General features: G+C 44.0%; 14 protein-coding genes. 5 read left to right on the forward strand and 9 right to left on the reverse strand.

The genetic code is table 11. From position 1 onward, the window contains the following. Positions 1-1,029: DUF4964 domain-containing protein (locus WS42_RS07625; RefSeq protein WP_286728438.1), on the reverse strand; the 1,029-nt coding region annotated here is incomplete at its 3' end. 166 nt (positions 1,030-1,195) lie between these two features. Here WS42_RS07625 and WS42_RS07630 point away from each other — a divergent pair. Further along, positions 1,196-2,323, forward strand: coding sequence for a DUF4934 domain-containing protein (locus WS42_RS07630; protein WP_046450940.1), 1,128 nt, complete (start codon positions 1,196-1,198; stop codon positions 2,321-2,323). 191 nt (positions 2,324-2,514) lie between these two features. Here WS42_RS07630 and WS42_RS07635 read toward each other — a convergent pair whose 3' ends face one another. The 8 genes from WS42_RS07635 to WS42_RS07670 all read right to left on the reverse strand — a co-directional run bounded on the left by WS42_RS07635 (position 2,515) and on the right by WS42_RS07670 (position 14,618). Further along, positions 2,515-5,061: a zinc-dependent metalloprotease gene (locus WS42_RS07635; protein WP_022159631.1), complete on the reverse strand. Its 2,547-nt coding sequence runs from the start codon at positions 5,059-5,061 to the stop codon at positions 2,515-2,517. Between the two features lie 13 nt (positions 5,062-5,074). Further along, the gene (locus tag WS42_RS07640) at positions 5,075-5,962 is read right to left on the reverse strand and encodes a hypothetical protein (protein WP_022159630.1); all 888 of its coding nucleotides are present in this window, start codon (positions 5,960-5,962) and stop codon (positions 5,075-5,077) included. Positions 5,963-6,010: 48 nt separating this feature from the next. Next, entirely contained in the window at positions 6,011-7,441 is a 1,431-nt protein-coding gene (locus WS42_RS07645; protein ID WP_022159629.1) for a RagB/SusD family nutrient uptake outer membrane protein, read from the reverse strand. A 10-nt stretch (positions 7,442-7,451) separates the two neighbouring features. Continuing rightward, positions 7,452-11,003, reverse strand: coding sequence for a SusC/RagA family TonB-linked outer membrane protein (locus WS42_RS07650; RefSeq protein ID WP_046450941.1), 3,552 nt, complete (start codon positions 11,001-11,003; stop codon positions 7,452-7,454). Between the two features lie 20 nt (positions 11,004-11,023). Then, complete coding sequence (locus tag WS42_RS07655) at positions 11,024-12,184, reverse strand: FecR family protein (protein WP_087382001.1); 1,161 nt, start codon at positions 12,182-12,184, stop codon at positions 11,024-11,026. A gap of 185 nt (positions 12,185-12,369) precedes the next feature. Then, positions 12,370-12,918 (reverse strand): RNA polymerase sigma factor, encoded by a 549-nt coding sequence (locus tag WS42_RS07660; protein ID WP_022159627.1) that lies wholly within the window; start codon positions 12,916-12,918, stop codon positions 12,370-12,372. 34 nt (positions 12,919-12,952) lie between these two features. Further along, complete coding sequence (gene rsmG, locus WS42_RS07665) at positions 12,953-13,582, reverse strand: 16S rRNA (guanine(527)-N(7))-methyltransferase RsmG (RefSeq protein ID WP_022159626.1); 630 nt, start codon at positions 13,580-13,582, stop codon at positions 12,953-12,955. Positions 13,583-13,598: 16 nt separating this feature from the next. Continuing rightward, the gene (locus WS42_RS07670) at positions 13,599-14,618 is read right to left on the reverse strand and encodes a lysylphosphatidylglycerol synthase transmembrane domain-containing protein (protein ID WP_013610513.1); all 1,020 of its coding nucleotides are present in this window, start codon (positions 14,616-14,618) and stop codon (positions 13,599-13,601) included. A gap of 90 nt (positions 14,619-14,708) precedes the next feature. Between WS42_RS07670 and rsmA the strand changes: the two genes are divergently transcribed. The 4 genes from rsmA to menA all read left to right on the forward strand — a co-directional run bounded on the left by rsmA (position 14,709) and on the right by menA (position 19,604). Beyond that, positions 14,709-15,494, forward strand: a complete 786-nt coding sequence (gene rsmA, locus WS42_RS07675) for a 16S rRNA (adenine(1518)-N(6)/adenine(1519)-N(6))-dimethyltransferase RsmA (RefSeq protein WP_041557088.1) — start codon at positions 14,709-14,711, stop codon at positions 15,492-15,494. Between the two features lie 23 nt (positions 15,495-15,517). Further along, positions 15,518-16,885, forward strand: a complete 1,368-nt coding sequence (mgtE, locus tag WS42_RS07680; protein ID WP_013610511.1) for a magnesium transporter — start codon at positions 15,518-15,520, stop codon at positions 16,883-16,885. A 221-nt stretch (positions 16,886-17,106) separates the two neighbouring features. Further along, positions 17,107-18,390 (forward strand): arginine deiminase, encoded by a 1,284-nt coding sequence (locus tag WS42_RS07685; RefSeq protein ID WP_013610510.1) that lies wholly within the window; start codon positions 17,107-17,109, stop codon positions 18,388-18,390. Positions 18,391-18,701: 311 nt separating this feature from the next. Then, positions 18,702-19,604, forward strand: coding sequence for a 1,4-dihydroxy-2-naphthoate octaprenyltransferase (gene menA / locus WS42_RS07690; protein ID WP_046450942.1), 903 nt, complete (start codon positions 18,702-18,704; stop codon positions 19,602-19,604). The last annotated feature ends 1 nt before the right edge of the window (position 19,605 follow it).

Genomic DNA, 19,605 nt, shown 5'->3' on the forward strand with positions numbered 1-19,605 from the left:
TACCGTACCGGTCCTAAGGTAAGAAATACCGTTTTTCAATTCCCGGTCATACACCACCGGTTGATTATCTTCGTGTACGGCCAGCTGGGGCGATGCTTCGAAATATACCTGCACCTCATGCGATTTCCCATCTTGCGGGCGAACCTGATAAGTGATATAACTGATCGGCGTGGACACCAGATCAAGATCGTCCGCCAACAAAGGAGAAGTGAAGATGACATCCAGGATCACCGGCCCGCAACGAAACGAATAAAAGGTTTGTGTCGGCAATACATCTACCGAAAGTTGTTCTGCATCGGCAGAAAAATTATTATCGGCCGACTGTTTTCTAAACAGTCCGAAATCTACATATCCCCCGTTTTCTTTGTTGTGACAATGCGCTGCAATAACGTTCTTACCGGGCTTCAAGGTCTTTTTGACGGCTTCGCTCAATTCCAGCAAGACACCGTTTTTCCAGGTATAACCGGTTTTTACGACTTGAATACCATTGATGTACAGCTCGAAAATATCATCGTGGGAATATTTCAGGTATACCGGTGCTTTACTCAAATTTTCTTCCAACTCGAAAGTCCGGCGTATCCAAATGTCTTCGGTATCCCATCCGGTTCCCAGATGCTGCATTTCTTTCGTCCCGAAAGCAGCCTTTCCTTTTTTCCAATTTTGATCGTAATTCACCGCAGTCCAGTCACCGGCAGGTTCGCTTTCCGTATAATCCGCCTCCCATTTCTCCAGATCGGCCATCGGGAGTATCGTCTCGAAAGCCTGCTTCTCCCGGCCCATAAAACGGTAAGTCTTCCCATCCACCCGTAACGCACCGATCAAAGCCTGCTCTTTACCTGTCCAATGTTCGGTGTTACCCTCATACAGCTTATCATAAGGAGACCAGATACAAAAATAAGGATCGGAAGTCACCAAAGGCACAGAAGGAGCCCTCAATGAGTTCTTTTTCCCCGGAGCATAGTGATTCTCACCCCATGCAACCGTTAGCACAAATACACTTAATAACAATGTAACCCCTTTTTTAATCATATTTTTATCGATTTAGAAATTATTGCCCTTTTTCAACGCTGCAAACTTAGCCGTTCGATCCCTTTCTCACCGATAAAATGTGATCAATAAATATCAAATTCTCTTCATTTCGGGATGAAAGGTCCGTCCCGGAATCCCTTGGAATCGTATAAAAAAAATTGTTATTTTGGAAGTAGTTATCTACAAGGATAAAGGGAAACTTATTTATGAAAATCTGAACGAAATGAATAATTATCTGATTTTAATCATCTTATTGTTTTGTATTACGGGTTGTAAAGAAAAAAGGCCGGCCATAAAAGAGGCTGTTTTCGAATTTAATCCGAATAATATTTTGGTTTGTAATACGTTGGATATAAATCAGATTTGTGATAGTTTCAGGTATATCCCTTTAGAAACAAGGGATTCGGTTTTGATAGAAGAAGTGACAGATGTCCGATTGACCGATGACCGGATCGTCGTCCGGGATGGCCAGAGACTACTGGTATTCGATCAGAACGGAAGATTTCTGAATAAGATTGGGAAACGCGGACGCGCTCCCGGTGAATATGGGGCCATAGATCATTTTTATATAAGTAAAAAACAGGAGATCGTCATTTTTGATCCGATCTTACTGAGCTTACATTTTTATACGCTGAATAATCGATTCATTAAATCGATAAATATCCGGCCGGCCGTTCTGATCCCCTCTTCTGACGGAAAGGAAGTGGACTCCGGGATTCAAAATATCTATCCGCTAAATGACACTTTGTTATTTCTGGCTCATCGTATTTCCCGGTTTTCAGATATACTCTATTCTTTATACAATTTACAGACCGGAAAATTAAAAGTGATAAGCCATTTGGAACAGAAAATCAAGATGGAGGTTGATAGTTGGAGATATTCTATTCTTCCGGTTGCTCAATATGGAGATTCCCTAACTTGTATTCTGCCATTCAGTAATATTTTGTACCGGTTTGCCGATACCTCTCTCATTCCTTTATATGCGGTAAATCCCATACCGAAACAGGAAATTCCCGAGAATTATTTGGCGAACCGGAAAACTAAAAATAATACACAATTACAGGAGGAGTGGATAAGACGCAAATATGTGGTGCCTGTAAACATTATGGAAAGTGAGAATAATCTGATTGTTGAAAATGCGATAGGTGGAAAAAATTATTATCTGTTTTGGAATAAGAATAGCCGGCAGGGCATTTTTGCCGAAATCAATTCCGTTGACCCGAATATCGTCCCCATGCTTATTGTTAGAGGAATGTCTCGGATATATGTGTCGAATGGTGGGAAGTCATGCTAATCAAAGCAAGGTGTGAATACCTTGAGAATCAGGGACAGATTGTTCAAGACCCACTCAAACGACTTAATGAACAATTGAACGAAAACGATAATCCGGTAATTATTTTGAATTATCTGAAAAAAGATAGGTTTTGGGATTCCGGGACGGACCTTTCGTCCCGAAAATAGGACGAAAGGTCCGTCCCGGAATCCCTATTTTAGGGCACTATTCAATTCGAAGTACAAATAATCATAATGCACTTTGTCGTCTCCCGAAGCAGAATGGCGTCTATTCTTCAGTAGCTCTTTCAGTTTTACCAATTGCCCGTAATACAAAGTTTTAGAACTGATCCCCAAATCCGATATTTTGGTATTGGCAGACATTTGCCGGGCATGCCGGTGATACTCGTAGCAATAACACGGCAAATGGTCTTCAGTCAATAATTCCAAAGAGAGCCCTTTCGACTTCTCCGCATCCTTCGTGAGTTCCAGTTCTTTTAACAAATATTGCACATAAGCGTATTGCAGGTTACGGTCGTAATAATCCAAGGCTTTCCCTTGTTCGGTCTTATTCCATACCCCCTGATACAAATCGTTCAGGTATTCCTTCTGGGTATAAGGCCGCTCGGAATATTTGGCATTCATGCCCACTTTTCCGAGTGTAGAACTGTTCAATAGATTACGAAGCAGATTTGCCTGCAAATTAGCGACCATATCATTATTCGGTTCGAAAAGGGTCATAATTTCTTTCTTCGCCATCCATTTGGGTTGTTCTTTAAATTCGTCGAAGAAAAATTTCACGACCTCTTTCTGTTTCTCCCTGGACACGGGTACAAATCCTTTCTGCTCATCTCCGGCTACCGGATGGTTGAGATACAGCCCTCCGATGTAGGCCATACAATGTCCCATATACCTTTGGTATTGTTTGGTCAGTTCGTAATATAACTCACTGGTCTGATCATAAGGCCGATTTTCAATTGCACTCCATTCCACCAGATGGTCCATGATATACCGCAGGTTCTTAATCCCATACCGGCTGGCTTTCACCGCATCGTCCCCGAGCGATTCCGACTGGGAAGCGGGATCCAGGGTTCCCAGGATTTGCTGTTCACCATAGGTATACATCGGGTCGCCCGCTTTTTCCTGAATCCATTTATTCAGAGTAGCATATTCGTCGGCCGGTGTTTCGGCATCGTAAATCGGAGCATATCCCAATTTGATCATAAAGATATCGTACACACCCAACAGGGGCGGAATCAAGCGTACATTTTTATCTTCAGGCTGTGCCACATAATTATTCCGGGCGTAATCCATGATAGAAGTCGTCGTTCCGTATTTTGCAGTAAAAGCGGGGGAACGGAGCGAATCCACCGGTATCGAATAAGAAGCCCTCATATTATGCATCAATCCCAGCGTATGTCCGATTTCGTGTGAGGCGACATAGCGCAGGCTCGCTCCCATCGTTTCTTCGTCAAAAACGGCAGCCCGGGCTTTCGGATCGACCTGAGCTGTCTGAACAAACTTCCAGTTGTGCAACAATTTCAACACATCGTGATACATATACACCGATGCCTGAATAATTTCACCTGAACGGGGATCGGTCCAGGACGGTCCCATCGCATTGGCCACCGTCGTCGTCGCATAGCGGAAACAGGAATAACGGATATCGTCGGGATCGAAATCGGGATCATCGGTCGGGAAATCACGGGCTACGATAGCGTTTTTGAAACCGATCGCTTCGAAAGCAGGTTGCCAGTCCTCGATACCCAATTTGATATATTTTTTCCATTTAGCCGGCAGGGCGTTATCCACATAAAAAACAATCGGTTTAGCCGGCTCTACCAATTCCCCTTTTTTATACCGTTCCAGTTCTTCGGGTTTAGGTTCCAAACGCCAGCGATTGACATAAGCGATCTTCTCGCTCTGATCTTTTTCGGTGGAATACAACACTTTCCGATCGGAGAAATACCCCATCCGGGGATCGAGTAAACGAGGCCGCATCGGCTCATCCGGCAGCTGTATCATCGACAAATGGACGACAGCCGTAAAAGGAGTACCGTTGACCGTATAGGCCACCCGGCTTTTTACAGAAATATTCTGCGGGAAAGCCTTGAAATCGAGGATCGACGACAGATCGGCCTTAAAAACCCCTTTCATCTTTTTCATACCGAACAAAGCATCGAAGGGAGAGGCAGGAATAAAAGGACTTACCGGCCGTTCGTCGGCACAAAACAATTTAGTGGCATCGATCACCATCGCACTCGAATCTTTACTGAATGCTTTGATCGGAAAAGCCCGGATGACCGGTTTCAGATTGTTCCGTTCCATAGATATTGCAATCGGTTCGTTTTCATCACATACCGATCTACTGATCACATTATGGAGATAGACTTTTTCCTCATCGCAGCTCCATTCCACCAGCATCGGATCCTGAGGCATCTGTCCGGCCACCACATCCTTATTGTCGCTGATCTCCGCCACCCTACCGGCGAACAACATCGGTTTTCCCATCAACTTCACCGGTATTTCCATATAGAATGTACTTTTCACCATATGTAAGGTGATCAGTCCCTTCTTCGTGCGGGCTTCTTTAGTAATCACCTTATCATAGCTTTTGTCCTCCGTTTTTTCTTTCTTCAAGGCGTCGGCCAAAGCCGGAGTCGTCTCTTGCTTTTTACGTTTCTTCTTAAAATCATTGGCATTGGCCGATAAACATACAGCCAATAAAAGAATCACGAAATAAAAAAATCTGTTTTTCATACTTCTCGTTTTATTAATATTGATCATTTCCTATTGCCTGAATATCCACTCCATACACTTCTTTCAGTTGATTTACCAATAAATGGTATTTATCTTTCAGCCGATCGTACGGAGCGATCAATGCCTCCATTTCCGCGGTTGTATGGGTCGTAACCATATCGATAAATTGATTGATATCCAGCGTTTTGTTAGGAGCCATACAGTAGTTGGTCCCATTATCGGCCGTCCGGTCACGGTCCCAGAATCCATATTTCTTCATATCGATCTCATCGGGTTTGAGCCCACTATTCCCATCCACCAACTTCAGATTTCCCCCGTAATAATCCTCGCTGATATTCCAGAAAGCTTCGGGAAGATCCATCATTTCATTATTGTATAAAAAATTCGCCCAGAAAGCAGCCTGTACCTTTCCTCTCAATTCAAACAGGCTATCGGCCGGAATCTCACCTATCCCGTTACGGATTCGACCGATTCCCAGAAAACTCAAGCCTGCTGTCGCCGGTTCATCCGGGTACCATACACCATTTTTAAGCACTTGCACTGAATCGGCCAGTAAAATCTTGAAGGGGAAATAATGTTTTTTAAAATCATCGGTATAATATTGGAACAAAACGTTGTCCAAATAGGCCAAACCTTCGTTCAAAGTAACCTTATCCGTTTGTTTTATCAATTCCACATCCAATACGGTACTCATATTCCATCGATAATCGACTTCCTCATAATCATATAAAATAAATACACCGTAGTCATGATAAAACCCATAAATAAAGTGATCCAGGGGGTCTTCACTATCTTCCACCTTGTACTTGGGCTCGTCTTCTTCTCCCTCGATATTCTCCTCTTTATAACAGGAACTCAGGAAAACACCTAACAGAATATATATCAACCATCTAGTTTTCATAACAATTATCGTTTTAAGTTAAAGGTTTCATTGTCGAGACTCATATGATCAATTTTCTCCGGTAACATTCTGATTCTCCCGTTGTGGACGGGGATTGTCGACCAGTGTCGGATCATATTCCACTACCGACCGGGGTAAAGGCAAGGTATAGGCCGGATCGTCTTTTTCGAGTACATATTTTTCAACGACATCGGGTTGCTTGATATCGGGTGTAAAGGTATGCTCTATCCGGGGCCGGTCCCAACGCCTCAGGTCGAACCAGCGATGAAATTCGAAGCTGAGTTCCCGCCGTCTTTCTTCCCTTACCCTCCGGATGACGTCTTCTTTAGTCACCGCTTGTACCTCTTCGTACACTTTCAGGCGTTTTTCCCGAATGGTTTTCAGATCCTGTAAAGCTTTGTCTTTATCTCCTTTCTCGGCATAAGCCTCTGCCCGGTTCAGGTAGGCTTCCGCTGTCCGGAAAGCATATCCGTATATGCCGGTAGTTCCCGAAGTTTCCGATTTTTGGGCCGTATAAACAGCTCCCCGTTTGTAGAAGAAATGCGTCAATCTCCAGTCGTTATCCCCGTATAATGCCTGAAGATCGTCGGAAATCGGGAAATTACATTTGGCCAGCCAGGCATAATAACTCACCAGATAATAGCCATAAGTAAACAATATCTCAGGATTCTTTTCATTCAGAAAATAATCATCGTCGCTCATTGCCGACAAATCATAGAGCTGAGGTTGTGCAGCGATCACATACGTCGCATATTCGATGGCTTTATCATACTCTTTCTTATACAAGCTCACCCGGGAAGCCAACAAATACGTAGCCGGCAGGTTCCAGCGGAAACAGGTCTTCGTCAGGTTGGAGGCTTTGAAACAAGTAATCGCTTCTTTCAGATCGCTTTCTATCTGCCGATAGATTTCAGCCACACTCTCCCGGACAAACTTCCGGTCTTCCATCCCTACCACATCGTTGACCGGAACTCCGAGATCCGTTTCGGCCGTCGCCTGATTATAAGGTTGTCCATACAAATTCACCAGCATAAAATAACAATAAGCCCGCAAAGCATAAGCTTCTGCCTTCAAGTCTTCTTTCTCGGCCTTCGATCCGCTGATATCCCCGATATTATCCAGCGTAATGTTACAGATCAGGATAGAATGATAATATGTCTCCCAAGCCTTATCTTCACTGATCGCTCCGGAAACCGTCTGCTCCGGATCGGCCTGCCAGGTATAGTAGCCATAACCGCTGGCCCGGGTATCTCCCCCCAGAAAACTACCCTTGATATTTTCTTTCACATCGTCCGTCATGATGTCCAGGTAAGTATGTATCTGGGTTTCATCCCGGATATAGGCCTCACCGAAAAGGAACTCCCGGTAATCTTTGACCGACTTCGGAATAATCAAATCCTGTGATTTCTCTTCCAAAAAATCAGAGCAAGAGGAAAACAATATCAGTAATACCCCTAATAATCTTATATATCGTTTCATAGTCTGCTATTTAAAAAGTGATATCTAATCCCAAAGTATATGAAGAAGTCGGAGGTGTAGAAACTCCTCCCAAAGTCACCTGTTCCGGATCCTGTCCTTTCAATTTTTTATCGGCCAGTAACCAGAGGTTAGTCGCCTCGAAGCGCACACTGATCATTTGGGCCCGGATCTTATGACAGATTCTATCGCTGAAATTATATCGCACATACAAGTTTTTTAAGCGCAGATAATTCCCTGAAGCCACCCGTAGATCGCTCTTATTGTACATCTCCCAGCCATTATCGGCAATCTTGATTTTCCGGTCGATCCCCAATCCGTACATATCCAGCGGATCGGTCGTCAATACCGGAATATCCGTACGGTTTTCATCACCGGGTTGTTTCCACCGGTTCACAAACGCCTGATTCATATTTTGCTGAGGCTGCGGAAGCCGCTGTCCGGAATCATTATACAAGTTGTTCAGCCGGATCTTAGTCCCCAAACTATAAGAAAAAAATCCTCCGATAGCTAAATTCTTATACGAGATATCCGTACCGAACCCACCGGTAATATCCGGTATACGGGTACCCGAATAGGCGAAAACCTTAGCAAACATCTCCGTTTGGGTGATACCGTCGGTTTCTTCGATATCTTTAAAAGTAGGCAAGCCGTTAGCATCCAACCGATCATATTTATAAGAATAAAAAGTATTCAGGGCTTCTCCCGGAATAACAGCCGATCCATCGAGATATTCCTTGTATCCGTAATCCGTCGTAATCCCGGATTTCGTTACCTTATTGATATTCCGGGCCCCATTGATATTCAGTGCCCAGGTAATATCTTTCGTTTTCACCGGCACTACATTCAACACGATTTCATACCCTTTATTTTCCAGGTTTCCGGCATTCAGCTGCATAGTCGTACTCCCGGTCGTCGAAGCCACTTCTTTGGAAATGATCTGATCTTTCCCTTTCTTCCGGTATACTTCTACACTACCGTTCAATCGGTTATCGAGGAAAGCGAAATCCACCCCGAAGTTCCACGAAGTCGTCTTTTCCCAGCGCAATTGCGGATTGGGCAGCTTCGATAACTTTGAAATATACTGTTTCGAAATCGGATCGAAGGATCCCAGCTGGATCAACAAATTCGGTGTCTGATCGGGTGAGACATTCCCCTGAATACCGTATGATCCCCGGAAAGCAAACATATTCATCCACATCACTTCTTTCAGGAAGGCTTCTTCGTGCAGATTCCATCGGCCCGAGACCGACCAGATCGGTAAAAAACGGTTACTCTTATCCTGTCCGAACTTATTGGAACCGTCGGCCCGGATATTGAAATTGACGATATAGCGGTTCATATAGTCGTAAGTGAATGTTCCATACCATGACATCACATTGGTCAGGGTATTGGTGATCACATTCGGATGACTTTTCATCAGATCACCATATTTCGGCCACTGCACCGGGTCGATCTCTACAAATTTTTCTCCCCGGTCGGGCAAATAACCGTATTCCGTCGATTTCAATCCTTTGTATTTAGACGAACGTGCCTCCGTACCGGCAACCACCGTGATCTGATGATCTTCCAGAAATTGAAAAGAATAATCCACTTGTGCCCTTGCAGTATAAGAAGTATTCCGGGTATCCGTATTCACCAGTTCTCCCCCGTAAGGCAACTTACATTGCTGTTCACGCCAAATGTCACTATCGGGCAATTCCAGTCCGTAATTATAATTTCTGAGCTGAGCAGCCGCGTAAGATTGTTCGTCGAACCATTCTTTTTGATCGGTATTCGACCGATTATAACTCAAGGCGCCGGTTAATCTTAATCCAGGAATAATCTCCCATAGTAAATTAGCATTGAAATTCAACGTCGTCCCCTCGATATTCATCCCCGTATGTTGCATTTCGTTCACCACATTGTATTGTAGCGGGAATTCATAGCCTTGCGTCTTGTTGTAATAAGCCAACGTACCGTCCTCATTATAACAGGGTATCGCACGGGAAGTATTATAGGCATACTGATAAGGAGACAAAGAAGAATGCAGGTAATCCTTATCGTCGGTCGACGCTCTCATCTGCAACTCCATTTTCAGATTGGAAAGCAGATTCACTCCCAGTTTCATCAGGCCGTTGAACTGTTTTACACCGGTACCTCTCACCGTAGCGGGGATATGCTGTAAACCACCTGAAAAATAATAATTTACCTTATCGTTAGCACCTGAAATAGAAACATTATGTTTTTGTGAAAAAGAGGTCCGGTAAATGATATCGAACCAATCGGTATTCACTTCTTCCAGTCTTTTCACTTTCTTCTGAAACTCTTCATAAGTAATGGTCCGGTCGTACAGGTCCAGCAAAGCACCTTCATAAGAAACCCTGGCCGGAGGAGTACCGAACGACAATCCCCTCTGTTCGATTTCCTTGGATACCTCGATCCGGTCCTTCGAATTCATCCGGTAGAGCCCGTCGTATTCCGGTCGTTCATTGACCGATAAATTCATTGAATACCTCACCCGGGGCTTCCCGATTTTTCCTTTCTTAGTGGTAATGACGATAACTCCATTGGCAGCTTTTACCCCATAAATAGCGGTAGCCGAAGCATCTTTCAAAACGTCTATCCGTTCGATATCCTGTGGATTCAGCGAAGAAATCGCATTTCCGATGAGGTTTACGTTATCGAGGCTATTCAATTCTTCGGCACTGATCTGTACGGGATCTTCCAGAATAAATCCATCGACTACCCACAAGGGTTCGCGGTTACCTGAAATCGTCGAAGATCCGCGGATTCTGATTTTCGTTGCAGCTCCGGGAGTCGAGGAAGATCCCATAACATTCATTCCCGGAATTTTTCCCTGCAACATATTATCCAACCCCAAAGCAGCTCCTTCCCGCACCAAATCACCATCGATAGTAAAGACGGAAGAAGAAAGCTTACGTTTCTCGATATTCTGGTAACCGGTCTTCACGATCACTTCCTGCATCAATTCGGCCACACTCTCCATCACGACATAGAGGTTATCTTTATTCGCTTTCACTTCCTGTGTACGCATTCCCACAAAAGAAAACACTAAGATCTCTTCTCCCGAATTCAAACGGATCTCGAATTTTCCCTCTATATCCGTTGCTACTCCGGCTGTTGTATTTTTTACCACCACAGATACTCCGGGTAGCGGTTCTCCTTTAGAATCCACTACTTTTCCTTTCACTGTCCGCATATCGGTCTGCTGGGTTTCCGATTCTTTTTTCGGAGTAATTAAAATATAGTCCTCGACCTGATTGTAACGATAAGGTAACCCCTGAAAGATCGATTGTAAGGCCTCCTCTAACCGGGCTTCGTTCAGGGATACAGAGACTTTCGTCCCGACATTCACCTCCTGAGTATTATACATAAAGTGCACGCCTGTTTGTTCTTTCAATACTTTCAACACCTCTCCGAGTGTTTTATTCTGCAGCTCTACGGTCACTTTCCCCTGAGCCCATACGGTTGCCTGAGTATGCAAGCTCGATACAAATACGAAAAAACAGCACAACCTGACAATCAGTCGTATGCCGGATGGATTTTTTCTTCTTTTTTTCATAATTTTGTAGTTTAGTAGATTCAAATTTTCGAAACCCGGATCGTTTTATTTTCTAACTGGAACCGTACCCGAGCCAATTCTTCCAGCATCCGCAACACAAAATCCAATTCACGATAACGGGTAGCAGCTCCCGTAAAAGTGATTGCTTTCAACTGCGGATCGGCAAATACAAAGTCTACATCGTACCAACGTCCCAATTGATCGGTGATTTCGCCTAAAGACATGTTTTCAAATTCAAAAGTTCCGTCTACCCAGGCAGCCACAGCCCGGGCATCGACTTCACATTTTTCTATTTCTTCTTTCAGGCAAACGGCTTGTTCGCCCGGTGACAAGACCAACTGTCCTTTTCTATTCGACACTTTGACCTTTCCCCTCAACAAAGTAGTTTTCACCGCACTTTTACCGGTATAAGCAGAAACATTAAAGCGCGTACCCAACACCTCGACGCGATTGTAGAAACTCTCGACAATAAAAGGACGGGCTGTATCTGTTACTACTTCGAAACAAGCTTCCCCTTTCAGCATCAATTTTCTCTCTCCCTTGCCAAAAACCGTGGGATAAGTCAGTTCGGTTTCCGCATTCAGCCACACCCGTGTACCGTCCGACAATACCAGGGAATATTCCCCGCCCCGGGGCACGGTAATTGTATTATAAGCCAATTTTTCCTGTTCCTGGCTTACAGCCTGATAAACGATATGCTCCTGCCCTCCGACTGAAATCCGGGTACCGTCTTCCTCGGTCAATACGCAGGTAGTCTCTTTTTCCAGTGTAACTTCCCGCCCATCCGACAAACGCAACACCGCCTTTCGGCTACCCGGAACGATCTGAGACAAAGCAGTCTCCCGACTTTCCTGTAACTGTTGCAACGAATAATACAATAATCCGCTACCCAATAAAAGGATCAGTATTGCAACTTGTTTCCACCATTCCTTCCATAATCGACGTCTCTTCCGGGGCGAGGCAGAGAGACGGCAGGATATTTGCTCCCAGGCCTGCTCCTCCTGAATCCCATCCCAACACCCCACCTTACGCCCTTGTCTATAAGTTCTCACCCATTCCCGGAAAGTTTGCCGATTTTCCTGTTTTTCCTCCAACCACCGTTGTAAAAACCGGTATTCTTCTTCCGATAATTCATGTTTACAATAGCGAACCACATAAGAGACTAATTCCTCTTCATTCATTGCTTTCGATTTTAAATTTATCCTGCGCACAGACGATTTATTTAGAAAACGTTTCTATTACCTAAAGCTCAAAAAGATTAAAATGGGTGAATGAAATGAAATTTTTTTTTCGAAAAAATAATTTACCCGAAAAGGCAATTTACGGATAACCTATCCCCCAAGGCTTTTCAGCGATACCCCGATCGCTATTTCCGAAGTAAGAAAACAAGCAGAATTTGAAGAGAACTGCGCAATTGTTTCAATGCACGGGCAAAATGAGTCTTTACGGTATTCACAGATAAACCGAGAAAGTCAGCTACTTCTTTGTATTTCATATCTTTTAATACGATCAGCTCGAACACTTTCCGGCATTGTTCGGGAAGACGGGCTATTTCGGCATATAATTTCCGGCACTCTCCCTCAAACTCCTCTTCGGAATACACCGGTTCGTCGATATATTCCTCTTCCAACTGTAAATTATAGCGGTTCTTCAATTTTAACACCTTCGCACAATTATGCCGGACAGCAGTAAAAAAATAAGCCCTCAACGATCCCTCGAACTGTTTATCTTTATATTTTTCCCAAAACTTCACAAACAAGTCCTGGACGATATCTTCCGACTCACCGAAAGAATCCAGAAAGTTCATAGCAAAAATACAAAGAGGCTTATAATAAAGATCAAAAAGGCTTTTTAGTCCATCCGGATTACCGCAACTAATCAAGGTCAATATTTCCTGTTCATCTTTACACCTCATATAGTACGGCAAAAATAAAAAAATATTGAAAGAACTAATTCTTCAAATAGATGATTTTCTTGGTTTCAAAAAAATCTTCCGAAAAAAAGTCAGGAATGGAATAGATTTTCACTTTAGAACGGAAAGGTGCAATTTCTTCCTCAAAATCTCCTCCTTTTAAATAGATCACTCCATTGTCCAGGGAATGGGCCGAGTCCTTCCGGATCTTTCCCCGGATCAGTTTGACAAAGGCAGGAAAAGCTGTCACAGCCCGGCTGACAATAAAATCCTGTTGTTCCGCAACATTTTCCACGCGGATCTGCTCGGTCCTGACATGCTGTAACCCCAAAGCATCCCGAATCCCTTCCACGACTTTTATCTTTTTGCCGATGGAATCGATCAGATAGAAATTTACCTCAGGAAACAAAATAGCCAAAGGAATCCCCGGGAATCCTCCTCCTGTACCGACATCCATCACCCGAGTCCCGGGAGCAAAACGGATGATCTTTGCGATCGCCAGTGAATGCAACACATGATGTACCCAAAACTCATCCATATCTTTGCGGGAAATCACGTTTATCTTTTCATTCCATTCCCGATACAAACCTTCCAGACGAGCAAAACGTTCCCGTTGTTCCTCCGTCAGTTCCGGAAAATAATCATATATCAAATTCACTGTGTCCATAGTCAAAATAATTAACTTACCTCCGATCCTTTCCCTGTTTTCCTGCGGCATTATTATAAAGCGGCAGCAAAATTACACAAATCACACCGACCACGATATATAACAACGTCATTGTACCGTGGGTCAATAGAGCAAAAGTTTTGGCCATGCTTTCGATATTCGGGGTATGCGGCAAATAAATCATCAAAGCCGCTATAACCATAAAATGCCAGGCTCCGATACCTCCCTGTACAGGAGCCACCATACCATAACTCGAAAGAACGAAAATGGTCAACCCGACCAGTGCCCCCAAATGCGAAGTAAACTGAAAACAGAAAAAGCAGACATAAAACATCAGGAAATACATCAACCAGATAAATAAGGAATAAAAAACGAACAATCCTTTGTGTCGCACATCTTTCACACTAAGCAACCCTTCTTTCAGTCCTTTAAAAAAAGAATGAATCCGTTCTTTAAAACGAGTTTTACGGATCAACCGCCAAAACAACCAACCGACGGCCGCCAAAACAACCAACACCAACAACATCCATGAAGAATGGAACATATTCACCACCTTCTCTTCAATCTCCTGATTATTATCTAAAAAAATACCGACTTGTTTAAACTGGGTAATGACGACAATCAAGGTCAGGAACAATAAAATCATCATATCGATTACCCGTTCGGTCACAACCGTACCCAATAATTTAGAAAAAGGAACTTCCTCATATTTACTGACTACCCCACAACGGGTAAACTCGCCCATCCGCGGGATAGCCAAATTGGCGAAATATCCGATCATCACCCCCATAAAACTATTCCCGAAAGAAATCCTATACCCCATAGATGCGGTCAGCAACTGCCACCGCAGGGCCCGGCTGACGTGACTGGCAATCCCCATAACACAAGCTACTCCGATCCAGAAATAATTCACATCTTCTTTAAGCACTGTCAGCAATTCATCCCAATTCTGATCCCGGTAGACCAACCAGAATAAAAAGGCCGATACGGCCAGAAATAAAAAAAATTTTATCGTATTTTTTACAAGAGGGTGCATACGAAAATCGGTTTATAAAATTGTTTGCAAATGTACAAAAATATGCCCATGCCCAAACCGTTTTCCGCCGAAATTGTATACTTTTGTAACATGAGTATTGTCAGAGCTAAAAAAAGTCTGGGACAGCATTTTCTGCGTGACCAGAATATTGCACGGAAAATTACGGATAGTTTACTTCCTGTCACCCGGGATATACTGGAAATCGGTCCGGGGATGGGTGTACTTACCCGCCATCTTTTCGCCAATCCGGCATTTTCGGTCCGGGCCATCGATATCGATCAGGAATCGATCGATTATCTGCATCAGGAATTACCGGAATATCAGGACCGGATTCTATACGGAGATTTTCTGAAAACAGATATCCGCCAATATTATCAGGAACCTTTCTCTGTGATCGGCAATCTACCTTACAATATCTCATCGCAAATTTTCTTCCGGATCATTGAAAACCGGCATTTGGTCCGTCAGGTGGTCTGTATGATACAAAAAGAAGTGGCCGAACGGATTGCAGCCTCTCCGGGTAGCAAAACATATGGTATTTTAAGTGTCTTTCTTCAAGCATTCTATCACATCGAATATCTATTCACCGTAGGGGAGAAGGTTTTCGATCCGCCTCCTAAAGTCAAATCGGCAGTCATCCGGTTGACCCGGAACGAACGCGTGGAACTGGGATGTGAAGAGAAACTATTCTTCAATGTCGTAAAAACAGGGTTCAATCAACGCCGGAAGACACTCAGGAATTCAATCCGCGGGATCATTCCTCCGGGATTCGACTCTCCCTATCTGAATTTACGGCCTGAACAGCTCGGTATTACCGACTTCCTCCAGCTCTGCCAGGATATCGAGAAAAACAGGAACATTGGCGATAAAGCATAAAACGACGATCTAAAATTTTCAGGATGCAACAATTTGAATTAACCCACGAATTTCTGAGTCAGTTGGAAGAACTGATCGATGCCGGCAACAAGACCGAGGTCAGCAAACAAATTGCCGGGCTTCACCCCGCAGATATAGCAGAAATCCTGGAGGAGCTGAATAATGAAAGGGCACAATTCGTATTCTTGTTGCTGGATAACGAAAAAGCAGGAGACGTACTGGCAGAAATCGACGAAGAGGAAAGAGTACATTTTATCGAATCTTTTCCGGCAGAAACTATCGCCCGTCGTTTTATCGACAATATGGACTCGGATGATGCCGCCGATCTGGTAGCGAGCATGCCTAACGAACAGCAACACGAAGTGTTGTCGCATATGGAGGACCTCGAACAGGCAGGAGATATTGTCGATTTGTTGCATTATGACGAGGATACGGCCGGAGGGTTAATGGCCAAAGAGCTGGTGATGGTAAATGAAAACTGGACCGTCCTGACCTGTCTGCGGGAAGTCAGCCGTCAAGCTGAAAATCTGGATGAAATATACAATATATATGTAGTCGACGACGACAACAAGCTAAAAGGACGTTTATCCCTGAAAAAAATCATTACCGCCCCTACCTCGGCAAAAATCAGTAATCTTTACTATCCTGACATTATCTCGGTCAAAACCGACGAACCCGCGGAATCAGTGGCTTTGATTATGCAAAAATACGACCTGGTCGCCATCCCGGTAATCGATCAGGTAGGCCGCTTAGTCGGACGAATCACCATCGACGACGTAGTCGACTTTATCCGTGAAGAGGCAGACAAGGATTACCAGATGATGTCCGGTATCTCGCAGGATGTAGAATCTTCGGATAGCATCTGGGCACAGACCAAAGCCCGGCTCCCCTGGCTGATCATCGCCCTGTTCGGAGGAATGGTATCGGCCTGGATGATTTCCCGCTACGAGGCGGAAATCGCTTTATTTCCGGTTACAGCGATGTTTATTCCGGTCATCACTGCCATGGGAGGGAATGTCGGTATACAGTCGTCGGCCATCGTCGTAAAAGGCTTGGCTTCCAATTCATTGAGCCTGAAACATGGCTTTCAGAATATCGTAAAAGAAATCGGAGGAGCTCTGATCAATGCCACGATTTGTTCCTCTATCATATTCTTGCTGACTTTGTGTTTCGGGATGCAAACTCTGGCCATGCCCATCACGGTAACGCTATCGCTTTTTGTCGTTATCCTCTTCGCATCTATTTTCGGTACGGCCTTCCCGCTTTTATTAAACCGGATGAAAATCGATCCGGCCTTAGCGACAGGTCCGTTTATTACTCTGACCAACGATATCATCGGTCTGAACATTTATCTGATCACCGGCCGCCTGATTTTAACCGGACTCGGATAGTCCTTTTCTCTGCATAATTATTTTTGCCTTTTGCATAATTATAACCTGTAAATATAAGGTTACTAATCATTTATGTGCTATTTTTGTAACGATACTTAAAGTAGAAAACAACGGAATACAAACTTTTAATCTATGAAACCCTCGGTTCCGAATGTCATGTATCTGAAACAGATAAGGGACAGAGTAGTTTCATATAACTGCAAAAAATAAATTATAATCATATGAATCCAATCGTTGAAGTAAACGTTCAGTCAGAAATCGGGAAATTAAACGGAGTCATCATCCATACTCCCGGCGAAGAAGTAGAAAACATGACCCCCGAAAATGCTGAAAGAGCTTTATACAGTGATATTATCAATCTTTCGATTGCCCGGAAAGAATACAAACAAATTTCGGGAGTTTTATCCAAACTGACGAAGACTTATGAAGTCAAAGACCTGTTGTGTAATATTCTGAAAGACGATAAGATCAAACAGGAAGTGCTCGACCGGATCGAGCGGATCGAACCGTTTATCGGTGAAAAATCTCCGAAAGGCAGCCTGAAAGAACAATTACTGGAAGAAAATGCAGAAAATCTTTCCCGCCTATTGATCGAAGGAGTAGAAATGGTCAAGGACAATCTGACGAAGTTTTTGAGTAAAGACTGGTTTGCATTACGTCCCATGCACAATTTCTTTTTCACCCGTGATGCTTCTATGAGTATGTACAACGAAGTGTTGATCGGTCGTATGGCCAATTCCATTCGTGACCGGGAATCGGTGATCATGCAGTCTATTTTCGATTTTACACCCGAATTTAAAACTCAAACGCTGACTATTCCTCCCATTTCCGGTAGTACTCAAAGAGTACGTACCATAGAAGGTGGTGACGTTTTGATTGCCCGCGACGATATTTTAGTTATCGGAAACGGTGCCCGTACCAGCACCCAGGCGATCGATATGCTGATCAACGAGTTTATTCGCCGGAAAAGTGAAAAAGCACAACATATTATTGTGCAGCAACTGCCTCATACACCGGAATCCTTCATCCATCTGGATATGGTATTTACCTTATTAGATCAGGATAAATGTATGGCTTTCGAACCGCTGATTCTGAATCCGGGAAGCTATCAAACCGTCCACATCAAGATCCAGAATGGAAAACTCCAGAGTATCCGCAGTGAAAAGAACTTACTCTCTGCCCTGAAAAAACTGGGTATGGATCTGGAGCCCGTACTTTGTGGTGGTAGCGACGACTGGAATCAGGAACGCGAACAATGGCATAGCGGAGCCAATTTCTTCGCCGTCGGTCCTGGTCAGGTCCTGGGATATGCCCGCAACAATTACACGATGGAAGCCATGAATCATGCAGGATTCGAAATCATCCGGGCCAATGACTTCATCGACGGCAAAGTCAATCCGGGTGCTTACGAAAAATATGTAATTACCATCGACGGCTCCGAACTTCCCCGCGGTGGCGGTGGCGCCCGTTGTATGACCATGCCGATCAACCGGACAAACCTATAAGACTGACGGCTTTTCAAGCCTGATCGGCGAGGCCTCTGATTGGAGAACCTTCGGTTCTGATTAGCGGAACTACCTTCCGGATTCTATTCCGAAGGTTCACCCATCAAAAATTTGTAAACTTTCAAGGATCAGTCCCCTTTCAAACCCTATCTTCCACTCCCCCCTCTCCAACAACTCGAATCTTTTTTATCAACTCTCCCCCTCCTTTGCAACTCAATAACTCAGCAACTCTTTTCAACTCTCTTTTTCATCTCCCGAAATTATTTGTAATTTTGTTTCCCGATTATCGACAGCATATTTATTCCCTTAAAATGTCTAAAATAAAATATTATATCGCCAGTTTTCGATTGAGGACTTTACCTCTTTCTTTATCCGGAATCTTTTTAGGAACTCTTTTAGCTGCCTCGGAAGGTTATTTCAACTGGGCTCCTTTTCTATTAGCAGTAGTGACCACCCTTTGTCTTCAAATTTTATCCAACCTGGCCAACGAATTAGGTGACCTACAAAAAGGTACGGATAATGAGGAGCGTTTGGGCCCCATCCGGAGCATTCAGTCGGGAGCCCTGTCCCTGAAAGAATTTAAACGAACGATTTTACTTTTCGTCCTGCTATCCGTTTTATCCGGGACTGCTCTGGTCTCCACCGCTTTTGAAAGTTTGCTGAGCACAGACGGACTGATTATGCTGATGCTGGGAGCCGCTTCGATCGTTGCCGCCATCAAATACACGGTCGGCAAAAATGCTTACGGCTATCATGGTCTGGGAGATGTCTTTGTCTTTTTATTTTTCGGATTACTCAGTGTCTGCGGGGCCTATTTTCTAATGACTCATCGGTTATCGATCAGTATCTTTCTACCTGCCACTGCTGTCGGTCTGTTATCGACAGGTGTATTGAACCTGAATAATATGCGCGATATCGAAAACGACCGGCTTTGTGGTAAACGTACTTTACCGGTGATACTGGGGATCTCCAAAGCCAAAGTATATCATTTCTGCCTGATCATCGGAGCATTCGTTGCAATGAGTAGCTATATGGGCTTATGCGGATTCAGGCCTTTTCATTTTATCTTTTGGTTCACCCTCCCTCTCTTTCTGATCCATTTGAAAAAAGTAGTCCAAGCGGAAGGTCGCGAGTTGGACCCGCAATTGAAAGTATTATCCCTTTCTACTCTGCTGTTTACACTTTTGGCCGGTTGGGGAGCTTTCCATTTTTGAC

The sequence above is a fragment of the Odoribacter sp. N54.MGS-14 genome (genome assembly GCF_000980295.1).
GTDB classification, from domain to species: Bacteria; Bacteroidota; Bacteroidia; order Bacteroidales; family Marinifilaceae; genus Odoribacter; species Odoribacter splanchnicus.